Here is a 15,134-nt window from a genome sequence, read left to right on the forward strand (position 1 = left end):
TTGCATCAGCCCTGCCCGGAGGCATCCGCCTCCCCGCAAGGAAGGTGTAAGACGTGCGAGTACTTCTCGTGGGCGCAGGCGGCGTCGGAACCGCTGTCACCCGCATCGCGGCCCGTAGGGACTTTCTCGGCCACATGGTGGTCGCCGACTACGACCTCGCCCGCGCCGAGGCCGCCGTCGCGGCACTGGGTGAGCGGGCCGGCCGCTTCAGCGCGCTGCGTCTGGACGCGTCCGACCAGGAGGCGGTGCGGCGGGCGCTCACCGAGCAGAACTGCGACGTGCTGCTCAACGCCACCGATCCGAGGTTCGTGATGCCCCTCTTCGAGGCTGCGCTGGAGGCGGGCTCCCACTACCTGGACATGGCCATGTCCCTGTCGGCGCCCCACCCGGAGCGGCCGTACGAGGAATGCGGTGTGAAGCTCGGTGACGAACAGTTCGCGCTGGCGGGGCGCTGGGAGGAGAGCGGCAGGCTGGCCCTGGTCGGCATGGGCGTCGAACCGGGACTGTCCGATGTGTTCGCCCGCTACGCCGCCGACGAACTCTTCGACGAGATCGAGGAGATCGGCATCCGCGACGGCGCGAACCTGACCGTCGAGGGTTACGACTTCGCCCCGTCCTTCAGCATCTGGACGACCATCGAGGAATGCCTCAACCCGCCCGTGGTCTACGAGAGGTCACGGGGCTGGTTCACCACCGCCCCGTTCAGCGAGCCCGAGGTCTTCGACTTCCCCGAGGGCATCGGGCCGGTGGAGTGCGTGAACGTCGAGCACGAGGAGGTGCTGCTCGTCCCGCGCTGGGTGGACGCGCGCCGCGTCACCTTCAAGTACGGCCTCGGCGACGACTTCATCGCCAAGCTCAGGACGCTCCACCAACTCGGCCTCGACTCCACCGCCGAAGTCACCGTGCCGGGCAGGGACGGGCCGGTACGCGTCTCGCCGCGCGACGTCGTCGCGGCCTGCCTCCCCGACCCCGCGACCCTCGGGGAGCGGATGACCGGCAAGACGTGCGCCGGTACCTGGGTGAAGGGCACGAAGGACGGCGCGCCGCGCGAGACGTACCTCTACCACGTGGTCGACAACCAGTGGTCCATGCGCGAGTACGGCTCCCAGGCCGTCGTCTGGCAGACGGCAGTCAACCCCGTCGTCGCCCTGGAACTCCTGGCCACCGGCGCCTGGGCCGGGCAGGGTGTCCTCGGCCCGGAGGCCCTTCCGCCGCACCCCTTCCTCGACCTGCTGAACGCGTACGGGTCTCCGTGGGGGCTGCGCGACGAGGCCTAGGGCCTAGAGATCGGCGGTGGCGGCGCTGCCGCCCGCCCCTCGGGACGCGGCCGACCGTCCGGGTGCCGCGCGCAGACGACGGAGGGCCCGAACTCGTCGGGTTCGGGCCCTCCGTGGCGCCAAGGGTTCAGACGATGCGGTTGCCGAAGGGGCCGCCCAGGATGTAGTACTTGCCCAGCTCCTGGCGGTAGTCGGGGTCGTCCAGGTGCTTGTCGCGGTGGAACTCGGGAGCGTCCTTGATCTGCTCCTTGGACCTGTCGACGAAGATCTTCCGCTCCTCGACGTCGATCCGGACGACGCAGCCGGCCGGCAGGAGGACTTCCTTGCCGAAGATCCACACACCCGTGTCCACGACCAGATAGGCGTCATCGACCTCGTCGGAGTGCTTGTCCACCTTGCCGATACTGCCGTCGGTCGCCTCGACCTTGTAGCCGGTCAGATCGGTACCGGCCAGGTGGCCCGCGGTCGACTTGTAGCTCCACACGTGCTCGGTCACGCGAAAACAACTCCTCCGGTAGGCGGAGGACGGCCTGTGGTTCCCCGCCGTCCTCTCATTTCCGTGCTTCGTGCGTGGCGAGTGGCATGCTCGCCTGTACTCCGCCTGCCCCGGCCCGGGCGGCCCATGCCCCTCGCTCTCCGGCGGAAGGGCCGCGTCCGGGGTGGCCGCGACACGCATGAGCCGTGCTTCGCCGGGTACTCGCGGGGTGACCGCGGAGTCCGTGACGGTATGGGGCGGAAGGGGCGGCGGATTCCGGATGACGAACGCAGACCTTCGCAAGGAGCCGAGGACATGGACCGCGCCGCGCTCTTCGATGTCGACGGAACCCTTGTCGACTCCAACGCCCTGCATGTCGTCGCCTGGTGGGAGGGCCTGCGTCAGGGCGGACACCACGTCCCGACGCATGCCGTCCACCGCGCGATCGGCCTGCCGGGAGAGAAGCTGCTGGAGCACCTGCTCGGCCCCGACCGGGACAGGTCGGAGGACGAGCGCCTCAGCGCCGCCCACGACACGCTGTACGGGACCTGGTTCGAGCGGCTCCAGGCCTTCGACGGCGCGGCGGACCTGCTGCGGACCCTCGCGGGGAGCGGCTGGAAGGTCGTCCTGGTGACGTCGGCCAAGGACCGGGAGCTGGAGGCGCTCCGCGCGGCCGTGGACGCGGACGACGCGATCTCGGCCACGGCCACGGCCGACGACGTGGAGGAGGGCAAGCCCGCGCCGGACCCGATCGAGCACGCGCTCTCGCTGGTCGGAGTGGCCCCGGAGCGGGCCGTCCTCGTCGGGGACAGCGTGTGGGACATGAAGGCCGCGCGACACGCCGGCGTCGTCTGCGTCGGCCTGCTCTGCGGCGGCATCCCGCTCACGGACCTGAAGGACGCGGGCGCCGCCGCCGTGTACGACGACGCGACCGACCTTCTCGACCACCTCGGTACGGGGCCGTTCGCGACCGTCGGTCAGGCTTCGACCGGCGGTCAGCCTTCCGGGAGGAGCTCCGGTTGACCCGGGAGGAGCTCCGGTTGACCCTACCGCTCGGGGCCTCCGGGGTCGGCCTGGTCTCCGTCGGAGGCCTGGTCGCCGTCGGAGAGGAGTTCGTCGAAGAGGGCCCGGTAGTGGACCATCGCTCCGCGCAACTGCTCGGTGGTGGCCCGGTGCGAGGCGGTGAGCCCGTCGATCTCATGGGCCTCCCGGTAGCGCTCCAGAGCGCGGCCGTGTTCCACGGACAGATCACGCGCCTGCTGCTCGAAGTCCTCGGTGGGATAGCCGCGCTCCCGCATGAGTACGGTCACCAGCCGGTCCGCGTCGTGGACCGCCTGCTCCGGCCGGTCGACGAACTGCTCCTGCACCCCTTCCCACTCCCGCAGGTACCGTTCCCTCACGTGGTCGGGCAAGGGCCGGATGTCGAGAGACTCGTGCCGCTTCTCACGCTCTCCGAGGTCGTGCTCGGCCGCCCGTCGGCTGCCCGCCTCGTCGACCGTACGGTCGTACTCCGGGCCGAAGCGCTCGCGCAGCCGGTGCCGACGCCGACGGTCCAGCGCGAACGCCGTCGCGATCAGGACGATCAGCACTGCTGCCGCGATGACGATGGCCAGAACCGTTCCTGTGGACATGGCCCGGCCCCCTTCCCTGTACCTGATGCCTTCCCCGGGCGGCTGCCCCCGGGACGTGCGCCGAAACCGCGGGCGTACACCCCTCCTCGCGCATCCCGCGCGCCGCCGCGCACCGGTTGTCGGATACTGGGTCTACCGCCCCCTGCCCCCCTCGCCCACAGAGGTCCGAGGCAGCAGGCGGACCTACCCGTGGCAGGAGGGTCCATGCTCATCAGCCATGTCTTCGAGGATCGCGTCCTGCACGTGACCCTCCTGCGCGACCTGGATGTCACCGGCCGCGCGGCCGCCATCCTGCACATCGAGGCGCTGCTGGCCGCCCATGCTTCGAGGCACATCCGGATACAGCTGCCCACGTCGGACCCCTCCCCGGCCTCGCTCAGCGTGCTCGCCCGGGCGCGCCGTCTGTGCGAAGGCCTGGGGACCCCGCTGACGGTCGTCGGCCCCGTCCGGATCGCCCCGCGCCCCCGGCCCGCAGCGGCGTAGCCCCGCCGCGCCGAGACCAGCGTGGTGGCCGTATCCCTCACACACCGGAGAGGTATCGCCATGAGCGAGTTCAGCATCTGGAACTATCACCCGAACGCCGGACACGAGCAGGGGATCGATCTCATCGGCTACAAGGTCGAGGCGACCGACGGCGGTATCGGGCACATCGACAAACACTCCGACGACGTGGACTCCTCGTACCTGGTGGTCGACACCGGAGTCTGGATCTTCGGGAAGCGCGTTCTCCTCCCTGCCGGGACCATCAGGCTGATCGACACCGCCGAGGAGAAGGTCTACGTCGACCGTACGAAGGACCAGATCAAGGACGCCCCCGAATTCGACGAGTCCAAGCAGAGCGGCGAACCGACCTATCTTGAGCAGTTCGCCCGGTACTACGGCCAGCCGCACATGTAGCGAGGACTGTGCCCGAACCGTGTCCGGCCGGCAGAGCGACCCGGACGACGACGACCCCGACCAGGGAGGACGACGACGTGAGTGACGGGAGCAAGGAGGACCAGGATGTCGTCGCGGTCATCCTCAGGGACCACCGGACCATGGAGGACCTGTTCCGCCGCATGCGGAGTGTCGAGTCCGACCGCGCCGCCGCGCTGAAGGAGCTCTCCGCCCTGCTCGTGGCACACGGCGAGGCGGAGGAGGCCGAAGTCTACGGAGCGCTCAAGCGCTTCCGTGACATCGACAACGAGGAGGTGGAGCACGGCACGGAAGAGCACGCCGAGGGGAACGAAGCGCTGCTCCGCCTGCTGGAGGTCGAGGACGTCGGCTCCGACGAGTGGGACTCGCGGCTCGAGGACCTGGTGCAGGCGGTCTCCCATCACATCGACGAGGAGGAACGTACGATCCTCAACGGTGCGAGGGAGAACGTTCCCGACGAGCGGCGGGCCGAGCTCGGCGCCGCGTTCCAGGAGGAGCGCGCCAGGCAACTGGCCTCGGGATGCGGCGACATCGAGAACGTGCGCGAGATCGTCAACCGCTGACGTGATCCACCGCGCCGCCGTGACCGGTGCGTCGGAGAACGGGGCGCAGCGCGTCGATGACGCTCGCGTCGTCGACGGTGGAGGGGACGGGTTCGTCGCGGCCGTCGGCGATGCCCCGCATCGTCTTGCGGAGGATCTTTCCCGACCGGGTCTTGGGCAGGGCGGCCACCACCGCCACGTCCTTGAGGGAGGCGACGGCGCCGACGCGGTCGCGTACGAGCTGGACGAGTTCGGCCTCGACCTCGCCGGGTTCGCGGTCCGTGCCGGCTTTGAGGACCACGAAGCCCCGCGGCACCTGCCCCTTGAGCGGGTCGGCGACGCCGATGACCGCGCACTCGGCGACGTCGGGGTGGGCGGCCAGGGCCTCTTCCATGGTGCCCGTGGACAGCCGGTGCCCGGCGACGTTGATGACGTCGTCGGTGCGGCCCATCACGAAGACGTAGCCGTCGGCGTCGATGTGCCCGCTGTCGCCCGTCAGGTAGTAGCCGTCGTGGGCCGACAAGTAGGAGGCGATGTAGCGGTCGTCGTCGTTCCAGAGGGTGGGGAGCGCTCCGGGCGGCAGGGGGAGCCTGACCACGATCGCGCCGTCGACGCCGGCGGGCACCGGCTCGCCCGAGGGGCCGAGGACGCGGACGTCCCACCCGGGCAGCGGGCGGGTGGGGGAGCCGGGTTTGACGGGGGCGGCTTCGATTCCGACCGGATTGGCGACGATGGGCCAGCCGGTCTCGGTCTGCCACCAGTGGTCGATCACCGGGACGTCCAGGAGAGCGCTCGCCCAGCGGTAGGTCTCGGGGTCGAGGCGCTCGCCGGCGAGGAAGAGGTAGCGCAGTCGGGAGAGGTCGTGGTCCGCGGCGAGCGTTCCCTCCGGGTCCTCCTTGCGGATGGCCCGGAAGGCGGTGGGCGCCGTGAACATGGTCTTGACGCCGTAGTCGGCCGCGACGCGCCAGAACTGGCCCGCGTCGGGCGTGCCGACCGGCTTCCCCTCGTACAGGACGGTCGTGGCGCCGACCAGCAGGGGCGCGTAGACGATGTACGAATGACCGACGACCCAGCCGACGTCGGATCCGGTGAACATGGTCTCGCCCGGGCCGATGTCGTACACCGCGCCCATCGACCAGTGCAGGGCGACCGCGTAGCCGCCGCAGTCACGCACCACTCCCTTGGGCTTTCCGGTCGTCCCGGAGGTGTAGAGGATGTACAGGGGGTCGTTCGCGGACATGGGGACGCACGCGGCCGACGGTGAATCGGCCACCAGGTCGGCCCAGTCGAGGTCGTCGGGCCCCAACTCGGCGTGCTCCTGCGGCCGTTGCAGGATCACGCTCTTCTGCGGCTTGTGGGTGGCGAGCTCGATCGCCCGGTCGAGCAGCGGCTTGTACGCGATGACACGCTTGCCCTCGATGCCGCAGGAGGCGGAGACGACCACCTTCGGTGCGGCGTCGTCGATGCGGAGGGCGAGTTCGCGCGGGGCGAACCCGCCGAACACGACCGAGTGGACCGCGCCGATGCGCGCGCAGGCCAGCATCGCGACGGCGGCCTCCGGAACCATCGGCATGTAGATCACCACCCGGTCGCCGCGCCCCACGCCGAGCCGGGCGAGCGCCCCGGCGAAGACCGCCACCTCGTCCCTCAGCCGCGCGTAGCTGTAGGTCCGCCGGGTGTCGGTGACAGGCGAGTCGTAGACGAGCGCGGGCTGGTCGCCGCGGCCGCTTTCGACGTGCCGGTCGAGCGCGTTGAAGCAGACGTTGAGCCGCCCGTCGGGAAACCAGCGGTAGAAGGGAGCACCCGAGGAGTCCAGGGCTCGACGCGGCGCCACGTCCCAGTCGATGCCCTCGGCGGCGTCGAGCCAGAAGGTCTCCGGGTCTTCCGTACTGGCACGGATGACATCCTCGTACATTCCCATCGCGGACTCCTCTTGTCGCGTCAGGTTCCCTCGCCGTGGCAAGCACGCCTACCGTATGTCGGCCGGCGCGGTCGAGCGTGATGCGTGCCACTGTCGGGGCACGTCGGGGCACTTCGGGTCGGGCATGAGTGATCATGACGGGATGGACGCCCGTTTTCTTGGTATCGCCGAGCTGACCGAAGCCCCGTCCGTGGCGGTCGTGATCGACGTCATGCGTGCGTACACCGTGGCGGCCTGGGCCTTCGCCCAGGGGGCGGAGAAGATCGTGCTCGCCGAGTCGCTGGACGACGCCCTGGCGCTCAAGGAACTTCACCCGGACTGGGTGGCGCTCAAGGACGGCCCGCCCGCGCCCGGCTTCGACGCCGTCAACTCGCCCGGTCTGCTGCGGTCTGTCGACCTCGGCGGACGGACCGTCGTGCAGAAGACGACGGCCGGGACGGTCGGTGCCCTCGCGGTCAAGGACGCGTCGCTGGTGCTGTGCGCCGGCTTCGTGGTGGCGGAGGCGACGGCCCGGATGCTGCGGTCACGCGACGGCGACGCTGTCACGTTCGTGGTCACGGGTGAGGACGGCCGGGCCGACGAAGACCTGGCGTGCGCGCAGTACATCGCCCGCAGGGCCACCGGGACCGCGACGGACGCGGCCGAGTACCTCCGCCGCGCCGGCGCGTCACGCGCCGCCACCGAGCTGACGGAGGGCGTGCGCCGAGGAGTCCACCCCGACGACGTCGCCCTCTGCCTCGAACTCGACCGGTTCCCCTTCGCCATGGTGGCGACCCCGGAGGACGGCCTCCTGGTCCTCCGCCCGTACGCCGTGCCGTCGCCGACCGGCGAAGCCGCGGCCTGATCCCCGCCGAAGTCCCCCCACGGACCGGCTGCTCCGATCGGTGGAAGACAGGCCGGGCGTGCGACGCGGCCCGTGCGTGCCCTCGAAGGACCTGCACGGCCAGTTCTGACCATCCGCCCCCGGTCTCCGGCCCCGGTCACTCGATCGGATGTAACAAGATCGGATCGGCGGGTGTAGGGGGGCGTGCGTTTGGGGAGGACCGGAGTGGCGCCCGTGGACAGGGTGCCGCGACGGTCCCACCCCGGACCGTCGCCGGACTGACCAGAAGGACGAGCATGGCCAGCGGCACCGTGAAGTGGTTCAACTCCGAGAAGGGCTTCGGCTTCATCGCCCAGGACGGCGGCGGACCGGACGTCTTCGCCCATTACTCCAACATCTCGGGCAACGGCTACCGCGAGCTGACCGAGGGCGAGGCCGTGACCTTCGACATCACCCAGGGCCAGAAGGGCCCGCAGGCGGAGAACATCGTCCGGGGCTGAGCCCCGGCCCGCTTCGGCGAGCTTGTCTCCCTCCTGACGGCGACCCGCTGTCGACGGCGCCCGCACCCTGTGCGGGCGCCGTCGGGGTTTGCCGCCCTTGTTGTCGGCGTCGGTCGGCGGCGGGTCGGTAGGCTCGTCGTATGGTGCAGAGCAAGGCTGAAGACGTCGACGGATACCTGGCCGAGGTGCCCGCGCCCCGACAGGAGGCGCTGCGTCGGCTGCGGGAGCTGTGCCAGGAGGAACTGGCCGGCTTCACGGAGTCGATGGCGTACGGCATGCCGGTCTACGAGCGGGACGGCAGCGCCGAGATCGCCTTCGCCGGCCAGAAGCAGTACATCTCCTTCTATCTCATGCGCGGCGACGTCCGCGAGGCCTTCACGGAACGGCTCGCGGGGCAGGACATGGGCAAGGGGTGTCTGCGTTTCAGGAAGCCCGAGCGGATCGACTTCGACCTGGTGCGTGACCTCCTGAAGGCCACCGCGGTCCGCCCCGGCACGATCTGCTGATCGTCAGCGCATCGCCGCGGCCGCGTCGGTCATGCCGAGGCGCAGGTGTTCCACGTGGTACAGCGCCTGGTCGAGGAGGCCCGCGACGTGGTCGTCGTGGAGCGCGTAGACGACGGAGCGGCCCTCGCGGGTGCCGGTGACGAGGCCGAGGTTGCGCAACAGGCGCAACTGGTGGGAGCAGGCCGACTGTTCCATTCCCACGGCCGCCGCCAGTTCGGTCGCCGCGCACGGCCCTTCCCGCAGGCGGGCCAGGATCAGCAGCCGCGACGGGGTGGACAGTGCCTGGAGCGTGGTGGCGACCTGCTGGGCGTTCTCGGGGGTCAGACGGGTGCGCGGTTCCGCGCTGCTGTCCGGTGCGTTCACTCCGTGGCCCATGGGTGACATCCTACGGAACCGGATACATGAATGGATGTTCAAGTGTTCCTGTACGGTGAGGGCGTACGACGCCTCCCGTGAAGGACTCCCTCTGTCATGGCCTCCACCCTGACCACACCCGCGCGGCCCTCCACCGAACCCCCGGCCGTACGCCGCCGCACCCGTGTCCTGGCACTGCCGGAGGCCCGCTGGGCGCTGGCCGCCCTGGTGCTGTTCCTGATCGGGCTACCCCTGGATCTGCTCGGCGCTCCGGCGTGGACGTGGGGGCCGCTGTTCGCCGCCGCCTACCTCACCGGCGGCTGGGAACCGGCGTGGGAGGGCCTGAAGGCCCTCAAGGACAAGACGCTGGACGTCGACCTGCTCATGGTGGTCGCCGCTCTCGGCGCCGCCGCCATCGGACAGGTCCTCGACGGAGCCCTCCTGATCGTCATCTTCGCCACCTCCGGCGCTCTCGAGGCGGTGGCCACCGCCCGTACCGCCGACTCGGTGCGCGGACTGCTCGACCTCGCCCCGACCACCGCGACGCGGCTCCTCGACGACGGCGCCGAGGAGACGGTGGCGACCGGGGACCTCGTGGTCGGGGACGTCGTCGTGATCCGCCCGGGGGAGCGGATCGGGGCCGACGGCCGCGTCCTGGACGGGGCGAGCGAGGTCGACCAGGCCACCATCACGGGAGAACCGCTGCCGGTGGTCAAGGAGACCGGCGACGAGGTCTTCGCCGGCACCCTCAACGGCACCGGCGCGCTCCGCGTCGAAGTCGAGCGGGACGCCTCGGATTCGGTGATCGCCCGGATCGTACGGATGGTCGAGGAAGCCTCCGCGACCAAGGCCCCCACGCAGCTCTTCATCGAGAAGGTCGAACAGCGGTACTCGCTCGGCATGGTCGTGGCCACCCTCGCGGTGTTCTTCGTGCCGCTCGCGTTCGGCGCCGGGCCGACCGACGCCCTGCTGCGCGCGATGACCTTCATGATCGTCGCCTCGCCGTGTGCCGTGGTGCTCGCCACCATGCCGCCGCTGCTCTCCGCCCTCGCCAACGCCGGACGGCACGGCGTCCTCGTGAAGTCCGCGGTCGTCATGGAGCGCCTCGGGCAGGTCGACGCCGTGGCCCTCGACAAGACGGGCACGCTGACCGAGGGCACCCCACGTGTCACGGCCGTTCGCCCTTGTGCGGGCGGGAGTGACGCGGACGAGAACCGGCTCCTCGCCCTCGCGGCGGCTGCCGAGTACTCCAGCGAACACCCGCTGGCCCGCGCGGTCGTCCTCGCGGCCCTCGCCCGCGGCCATCAGCTCCTGCCGGCGGAGGACTTCAGCTCCACGCCCGGCGTCGGTGTCACCGCCACCGTCGGCGGCGACACGGTCGAGGTCGGCGCACCTTCCCGGCTCCTGCACGGGGCAGACGATGGACGCGTGGCCGACGATGTACGCGTGGCCCGCGCGGCCACCGTGCCCCCCGCGGCCACCGTGGCCGCGAGCCTCGCGGCCGAACTGGAGGCGGACGGGCACACCGCCGTCCTGGTCAAGGTCAACGGCAAGCCCGTCGGCGTCCTCGGCATCACGGACCGGCTGCGCCCGGACGCCGCCGCCACCGTCGCCGCCCTGACGGGTCTGACCGGCACCGCGCCGACGCTGCTCACCGGAGACAACCCGCGTGCCGCCGCCCGGCTGGCCGCCGATGTCGGCATCACCGACGTACGGGCCGGACTCCTGCCCCAGGACAAGGTCGCCGCCGTCCAGGAGCAGGAGAGGGCCGGCCGCAAGGTCCTGGTGATCGGGGACGGCGTCAACGACGCGCCCGCGCTGGCCGCCGCCCACACCGGCGTCGCCATGGGCCGCGCGGGCTCCGACCTCGCCCTGGAGACGGCGGACGCGGTGATCGTCCGCGACGAACTCGCCACCGTCCCCACGGTCGTCGCGCTCTCCCGCCGCGCCCGTGGCCTGGTCGTGCAGAACCTCGTCATCGCGGGAGTGTTCATCACCGGCCTGGTGCTCTGGGACCTCGTGGGCACCCTGCCGCTGCCCCTCGGCGTCCTCGGCCACGAGGGCTCGACGGTCCTCGTCGGCCTCAACGGCCTGCGCCTCCTCCGGGAGGCCGCGTGGCAGCGCGCGGCCGAGACGGCGACAGCCGGGAGCGCAGGTGCCGAGTCCCTGCCCGCGGAGACCGCGTCCGCGGAGGCCGCGTCCTGAGTCGTGGTACGGCGCGGCGGCCCAGGTCCTGACGCGACGTCACCAGCCGCGTCCGGCCTCGATCAAGAGGTCCCGGACGCGGGTGACGTCGGGGTTGGCGGGGCGGCCGGGGCGTTGGGTGAGGTAGGCCGTGTTGATGGGCGGGTCGTCCGGGTGGTGCAGGGGCACGAGGGCGCCCGAGGCCAGTTCGGCTCCGCAGAGGTAGCGGGGCAGGACGGTGAACCCCGCCCCCGCGGTGACCGCCGCGAGGACACCGCGCAGGTCGGGGACGGTGACGGCGGCGGGGCGGGAGAGCCGGCTGCCGAAGACGTGGCGCCAGTAGCGACGGGCTATCGGCAGGTCTTCGGCGTATGTGATCAGCGGGACGGAGTTCAGCGCCGCCGGGCCGTCCGCCGTCAGCCGCTCCCCGACGAGGTCGGCCCAGACGGGGGCGGCGACGAGTACGAACTCCTCGTCCATCAGCGGTACGGAGGTCAGCGCCCGTCCCCGCGGCCTGAAGGTCGCGATCACCACGTCGTGGCGTCCCGCCCGGAGTTCGTCGAGGAGCGGCTCGGTGAGGCCCGGCGTGATCCGGAGCCGTACCCCTTCCGCCGCCAGGGGCGCGAGGGCCGGCAGGACGCGGGTGCAGAGCAGTTCGGCGGGGCCCGCCAGGTGCACGGGGGCGGCCCGCTCGTGGGGTGCGGTGTCATGGCCGGTCGCGGCGGCGAGCGCGTCGAGGGGAGCGGCGACACGGGCCGCGAGATCATGGGCGACCGTGGTCGGGGCGGCCCCGCGCGGCAGCCGCTCGAACAGCTCGCGGCCCGTCTGCCGCTCCAGGGAGCGGATCTGGGTGGTCACCGTGGGCTGGGACAGGCCCAGGAGCCCGGCGGCCGCGGTGAACGAGCCGGAGCGGTAGACCGCCAGGAAGGTCCGCAGCAGATTCAGGTCCGCCGTCCCCGTGCTGCCGCCGGGCGTCGCCCCACCGGGGCGGGGAACGCCGACCGGCCCATCAGGATCCGTATGCCTCACACGGGAAGCCTACTGTCATCCCTATGGCCAGACGCCCCGCACCCTCACGGGTACGGGGCGTCTGGGCCGTCCGGGTGTCGTATCAGCCCAGTTCCTTCAGGACCCGGTCGGCGAGCGGGGCGGCCGAGGCGGGGTTCTGGCCGGTGATGAGGTTCCGGTCGACGACGACCTTCGGCACCCACGGCTCGCCGACCTGGACGTCGACGCCGGCCTCGACCAGCCGGGTCTCCAGGAGCCACTTCGCCTTGTCGGCGAAACCGGACTGGGTCTCCTCCGCGTTGGTGAACGCGGCGACCTCGTAGCCGGCGAAGGCGTTGGTGCCGTCGTCCTTCGTGGCGGCGAGCAGTGCGGCCGGGCCGTGGCAGACGACGGCCAGCGGCTTGCCCGAGTTCAGGGCGTCGATGAGCAGCCGGCCCGAGGCCGCGTCGACCGAGAGGTCCTCCATGGGGCCGTGGCCGCCCGGGTAGAAGACGGCCGCGTACTCGGCCAGGTCCACGTCCTCCAGGCGGATCGGGTGCTGGAGCCCGGTGAGCGAGTCGAGGACGGCGGCGACCTTGTCGGCGCCCTCCTGCCCGCCGTTGAACTCCGGGGCGAGGCTGCTCCTGTCGACGGTCGGGACGACACCGCCGGGGGTGGCGACGACGACCTCGTACCCGGCGGCCGTGAACGCCTCGTACGGCGCGGCCACCTCCTCGGCCCAGAAGCCGGTCGGGTGCTTCGTACCGTCGGCCAGGGTCCAGAAGTCGGTGCCGGTCAACACGAAAAGGATCTTGGACATGAGGGTTCTCCCGGGAGGGTACGGGCCGGGTTCCGGCCCGGAGAGCGGTGATCGCCCAGCCGGCGCCCCGGTGCGGGGACCGTCGGTGTGGCGATGCCCTCGAACGTAGCCCCGTCCCGGAGACCTTTCCAATGCGGAATCCAATGGCTGCCATGGGAACCCCGATGGCTCCACGGGAATACGCCCCTCTCCCCGGCCCGCGGAAGGCCCCGGCTGCGACCGTGCTGTGGGCCGAAGGAACGACTGCACGTCAGCGGAGTGTATGCATGCGGCCCCCACGCGTCAGGGGCGCGTCAGGACGGACCCCGGAGCGGTGATCACCGGGCATAGCGTCGGAGACACCCCGGCGCGACCGTGCCGGGGACCGTGTTTCGCTCCTGGGAGGAACCCATGGCAGACGCCCTGTACGGAGACGACCCCGAGCCCGGGGAACCGTTCCCGGCCGGACGCCTCTGCGTGCCCGTCCGGCCGGGCACCCGCGGCTGCGTGACCCGCCTGTTCCGCACGCCGGTCGGCGGCAGGACCGCCGTCGCGTTCACCGACCCGGCGCGGCTGACGGCCGTCCTGGGCGCCGAACAGCCCTGGATCCGGCTGTCGGAGCCCGCGCTGCGGGCACTGATCGAGCCGCTGGACGTCCGTGAGCTGAGGATCGACCCGGTGCTGACGGCTCCGCGGCCCGCCGCCGCCTCCGTACCCCTGCCGGAGCCGCTGCCGCGGCCCCTGACCGCGCTCGCGAGCTGACGGGAGATCCGGAGATGACCACGCTCGACACCCGGCCCCGCTCCGCGACCACCGAAACCCCTCCCGGCGCGCTCTCCGTCTGGCCCGCGTCCACCACCGAGCAGCCCCACGGCGGCCTCCTCGTCGGCGGGGTGCCCCTCACCGGGATCGCCGAGAGCCACGGCACCCCCGTGTACGTCCTCGACGAGGCCGAGGTACGCGCACGCTGCCGCACCTACCGCGGCGCCTTCCCCGACGCCGACATCCACTACGCGGCCAAGGCCTTCCTGTGCCGCGCCCTCGCCCACTGGGTGGAGGAGGAGGGACTCGGCCTGGACGTGTGCTCCGCCGGTGAGCTGGAACTCGCCGTCACCACCGGCTTCCCCGCCGAACGGATCCTGCTCCACGGCAACGCCAAATCGCCGCAGGACCTGGGCACCGCACTACGACTCGGCGTGGGCCGGATCGTCATCGACACCCCCGCCGAGATCGCGCGCATCGCCGCCGCGGTCGGTACCGGGGGCCGTCAGAAGGTCATGGTCCGCGTGACGCCCGGGATCAGCGCGGGCGGCCACCGGAAGATCCGTACCGGCTCCGACGACCAGAAGTTCGGCCTCTCCCTCCGGGACGGCCACGCCCAGCACGCGATCGCCCGGATCCTGAACCAGCCGCAGCTCGAACTCACCGGGATCCACTGCCACCTGGGGTCGCAGATCACGGACGTCAAGCCGTATCTCGTGGCCGTACGGCGGCTCGTCGGCCTCATGGCCAGGGTCCGCGACACCCACGGGGTCACCCTGCCGGAGCTCGACCTCGGCGGCGGTCACGGCATCGCGTACCGCCCCGGCGAGCCCGCCCTCGACGTCACCGCGCTCGCCCGGAAGGTCCGCGCCGCACTCGCGGAGAGCTGCGCCGCCGCCGGCCTTCCCGTCCCGCGCCTCGTCATCGAGCCGGGCCGTGCGGTCTCCGGACCGGCCGGAGTCGCCGTCTACCGGGTCCTCGCGGTCAAGCGCACGCCCGGTCGGACCTTCGTGGCGGTGGACGGCGGGATGAGCGACAACCCGCGACCCGCGCTGTACGGGGTGCGCTACGCCCCGCGCCTGATCGGCCGGCGTTCGGCGGCCGACAGCGAGAGCGTGACGGTCGTCGGCCGCCACTGCGAGGCCGGTGACATCCTGGCCGAGGACGTGCGGCTGCCCGCCGACACCCACCCGGGCGACCTGCTCGCGGTACCGGTGGCCGGCGCGTACCACCTCTCGATGGCCTCCTCGTACAACCTCGTGGGCCGTCCTCCGGTCGTCGCCGTGCTCGACGGTCATGCGCGACTCCTGGTGCGCAGGGAGACGCTGGAGGACCTCCGGGCCCGGGACGTCGGCCTGTAGCTGTCGACCGGAACCCGCCGTCGCCGTGACCGGTGCCGAGGGCCCTACTCGCTGGTACGGTCCGTGACCAACCGGCGGCCCCACGTGGGGCCGCCGT

Annotated in this window: 17 protein-coding genes; 11 read left to right on the forward strand and 6 right to left on the reverse strand. The window is 71.8% G+C overall.

Annotated elements, in window-relative coordinates:
- Positions 1 to 53: 53 nt before the first annotated feature.
- Positions 54 to 1,277 carry a saccharopine dehydrogenase C-terminal domain-containing protein gene (locus N5875_RS35370; RefSeq protein ID WP_338498375.1) on the forward strand — a complete coding sequence of 408 codons (1,224 nt, stop codon included), beginning with the start codon at positions 54 to 56 and terminating at the stop codon, positions 1,275 to 1,277.
- 127 nt (positions 1,278 to 1,404) lie between these two features.
- Here N5875_RS35370 and N5875_RS35375 read toward each other — a convergent pair whose 3' ends face one another.
- Positions 1,405 to 1,773 carry a PRC-barrel domain-containing protein gene (locus tag N5875_RS35375; protein ID WP_318211579.1) on the reverse strand — a complete coding sequence of 123 codons (369 nt, stop codon included), beginning with the start codon at positions 1,771 to 1,773 and terminating at the stop codon, positions 1,405 to 1,407.
- Between the two features lie 294 nt (positions 1,774 to 2,067).
- Between N5875_RS35375 and N5875_RS35380 the strand changes: the two genes are divergently transcribed.
- The gene (locus N5875_RS35380) at positions 2,068 to 2,775 is read left to right on the forward strand and encodes an HAD family hydrolase (RefSeq protein ID WP_338498376.1); all 708 of its coding nucleotides are present in this window, start codon (positions 2,068 to 2,070) and stop codon (positions 2,773 to 2,775) included.
- 23 nt (positions 2,776 to 2,798) lie between these two features.
- On the opposite strand, the gene N5875_RS35385 is transcribed toward N5875_RS35380, so the two are convergent.
- On the reverse strand, positions 2,799 to 3,383 hold the full coding sequence (locus N5875_RS35385; RefSeq protein WP_318211581.1) for a hypothetical protein: 585 nt from the start codon (positions 3,381 to 3,383) through the stop codon (positions 2,799 to 2,801).
- Between the two features lie 204 nt (positions 3,384 to 3,587).
- On the opposite strand from N5875_RS35385, the gene N5875_RS35390 reads away from it, so the two are divergent.
- The 3 genes from N5875_RS35390 (at position 3,588) to N5875_RS35400 (ending at position 4,861) form a co-directional block, all read left to right on the forward strand.
- Complete coding sequence (locus N5875_RS35390) at positions 3,588 to 3,866, forward strand: hypothetical protein (protein WP_338498377.1); 279 nt, start codon at positions 3,588 to 3,590, stop codon at positions 3,864 to 3,866.
- A 60-nt stretch (positions 3,867 to 3,926) separates the two neighbouring features.
- Entirely contained in the window at positions 3,927 to 4,280 is a 354-nt protein-coding gene (locus N5875_RS35395) for a PRC-barrel domain-containing protein (RefSeq protein WP_318211583.1), read from the forward strand.
- Positions 4,281 to 4,357: 77 nt separating this feature from the next.
- Positions 4,358 to 4,861 (forward strand): hemerythrin domain-containing protein, encoded by a 504-nt coding sequence (locus tag N5875_RS35400; protein ID WP_338498380.1) that lies wholly within the window; start codon positions 4,358 to 4,360, stop codon positions 4,859 to 4,861.
- Here the strand turns inward: N5875_RS35400 and N5875_RS35405 are convergent.
- Positions 4,851 to 6,761: a propionyl-CoA synthetase gene (locus N5875_RS35405; protein WP_338498383.1), complete on the reverse strand. Its 1,911-nt coding sequence runs from the start codon at positions 6,759 to 6,761 to the stop codon at positions 4,851 to 4,853. The genes N5875_RS35400 and N5875_RS35405 overlap by 11 nt on opposite strands.
- Before the next feature lie 142 nt (positions 6,762 to 6,903).
- Between N5875_RS35405 and N5875_RS35410 the strand changes: the two genes are divergently transcribed.
- From N5875_RS35410 to N5875_RS35420, 3 genes are all read left to right on the forward strand, one after another.
- Positions 6,904 to 7,605, forward strand: coding sequence for a 2-phosphosulfolactate phosphatase (locus N5875_RS35410; protein WP_318211586.1), 702 nt, complete (start codon positions 6,904 to 6,906; stop codon positions 7,603 to 7,605).
- Between the two features lie 275 nt (positions 7,606 to 7,880).
- A complete protein-coding gene (locus tag N5875_RS35415; RefSeq protein ID WP_030213732.1) occupies positions 7,881 to 8,084 on the forward strand; it encodes a cold shock domain-containing protein in 204 nt (67 codons plus the stop codon).
- A 140-nt stretch (positions 8,085 to 8,224) separates the two neighbouring features.
- The gene (locus N5875_RS35420) at positions 8,225 to 8,590 is read left to right on the forward strand and encodes a DUF1801 domain-containing protein (protein ID WP_318211587.1); all 366 of its coding nucleotides are present in this window, start codon (positions 8,225 to 8,227) and stop codon (positions 8,588 to 8,590) included.
- A 3-nt stretch (positions 8,591 to 8,593) separates the two neighbouring features.
- Here N5875_RS35420 and N5875_RS35425 read toward each other — a convergent pair whose 3' ends face one another.
- Positions 8,594 to 8,965 (reverse strand): metalloregulator ArsR/SmtB family transcription factor, encoded by a 372-nt coding sequence (locus tag N5875_RS35425; RefSeq protein WP_318211588.1) that lies wholly within the window; start codon positions 8,963 to 8,965, stop codon positions 8,594 to 8,596.
- Positions 8,966 to 9,061: 96 nt separating this feature from the next.
- On the opposite strand from N5875_RS35425, the gene N5875_RS35430 reads away from it, so the two are divergent.
- A complete protein-coding gene (locus tag N5875_RS35430) occupies positions 9,062 to 11,149 on the forward strand; it encodes a heavy metal translocating P-type ATPase (protein ID WP_338498388.1) in 2,088 nt (695 codons plus the stop codon).
- A 39-nt stretch (positions 11,150 to 11,188) separates the two neighbouring features.
- Here the strand turns inward: N5875_RS35430 and N5875_RS35435 are convergent, their stop codons facing one another.
- Entirely contained in the window at positions 11,189 to 12,073 is an 885-nt protein-coding gene (locus N5875_RS35435; protein WP_338499363.1) for a LysR family transcriptional regulator, read from the reverse strand.
- Positions 12,074 to 12,239: 166 nt separating this feature from the next.
- Positions 12,240 to 12,935, reverse strand: coding sequence for a type 1 glutamine amidotransferase domain-containing protein (locus tag N5875_RS35440; protein WP_318211590.1), 696 nt, complete (start codon positions 12,933 to 12,935; stop codon positions 12,240 to 12,242).
- Between the two features lie 390 nt (positions 12,936 to 13,325).
- Here N5875_RS35440 and N5875_RS35445 point away from each other — a divergent pair, with 390 nt between their 5' ends.
- Together N5875_RS35445 and lysA are read left to right on the forward strand one after the other, a co-directional pair.
- Complete coding sequence (locus N5875_RS35445) at positions 13,326 to 13,676, forward strand: SAV_915 family protein (RefSeq protein ID WP_338498391.1); 351 nt, start codon at positions 13,326 to 13,328, stop codon at positions 13,674 to 13,676.
- 14 nt (positions 13,677 to 13,690) lie between these two features.
- The gene (gene lysA, locus N5875_RS35450; RefSeq protein WP_318211592.1) at positions 13,691 to 15,037 is read left to right on the forward strand and encodes a diaminopimelate decarboxylase; all 1,347 of its coding nucleotides are present in this window, start codon (positions 13,691 to 13,693) and stop codon (positions 15,035 to 15,037) included.
- Positions 15,038 to 15,134: the final 97 nt, after the last annotated feature.

This window comes from Streptomyces sp. SJL17-4 (assembly GCF_036826855.1).
GTDB lineage: Bacteria > Actinomycetota > Actinomycetes > Streptomycetales > Streptomycetaceae > Streptomyces.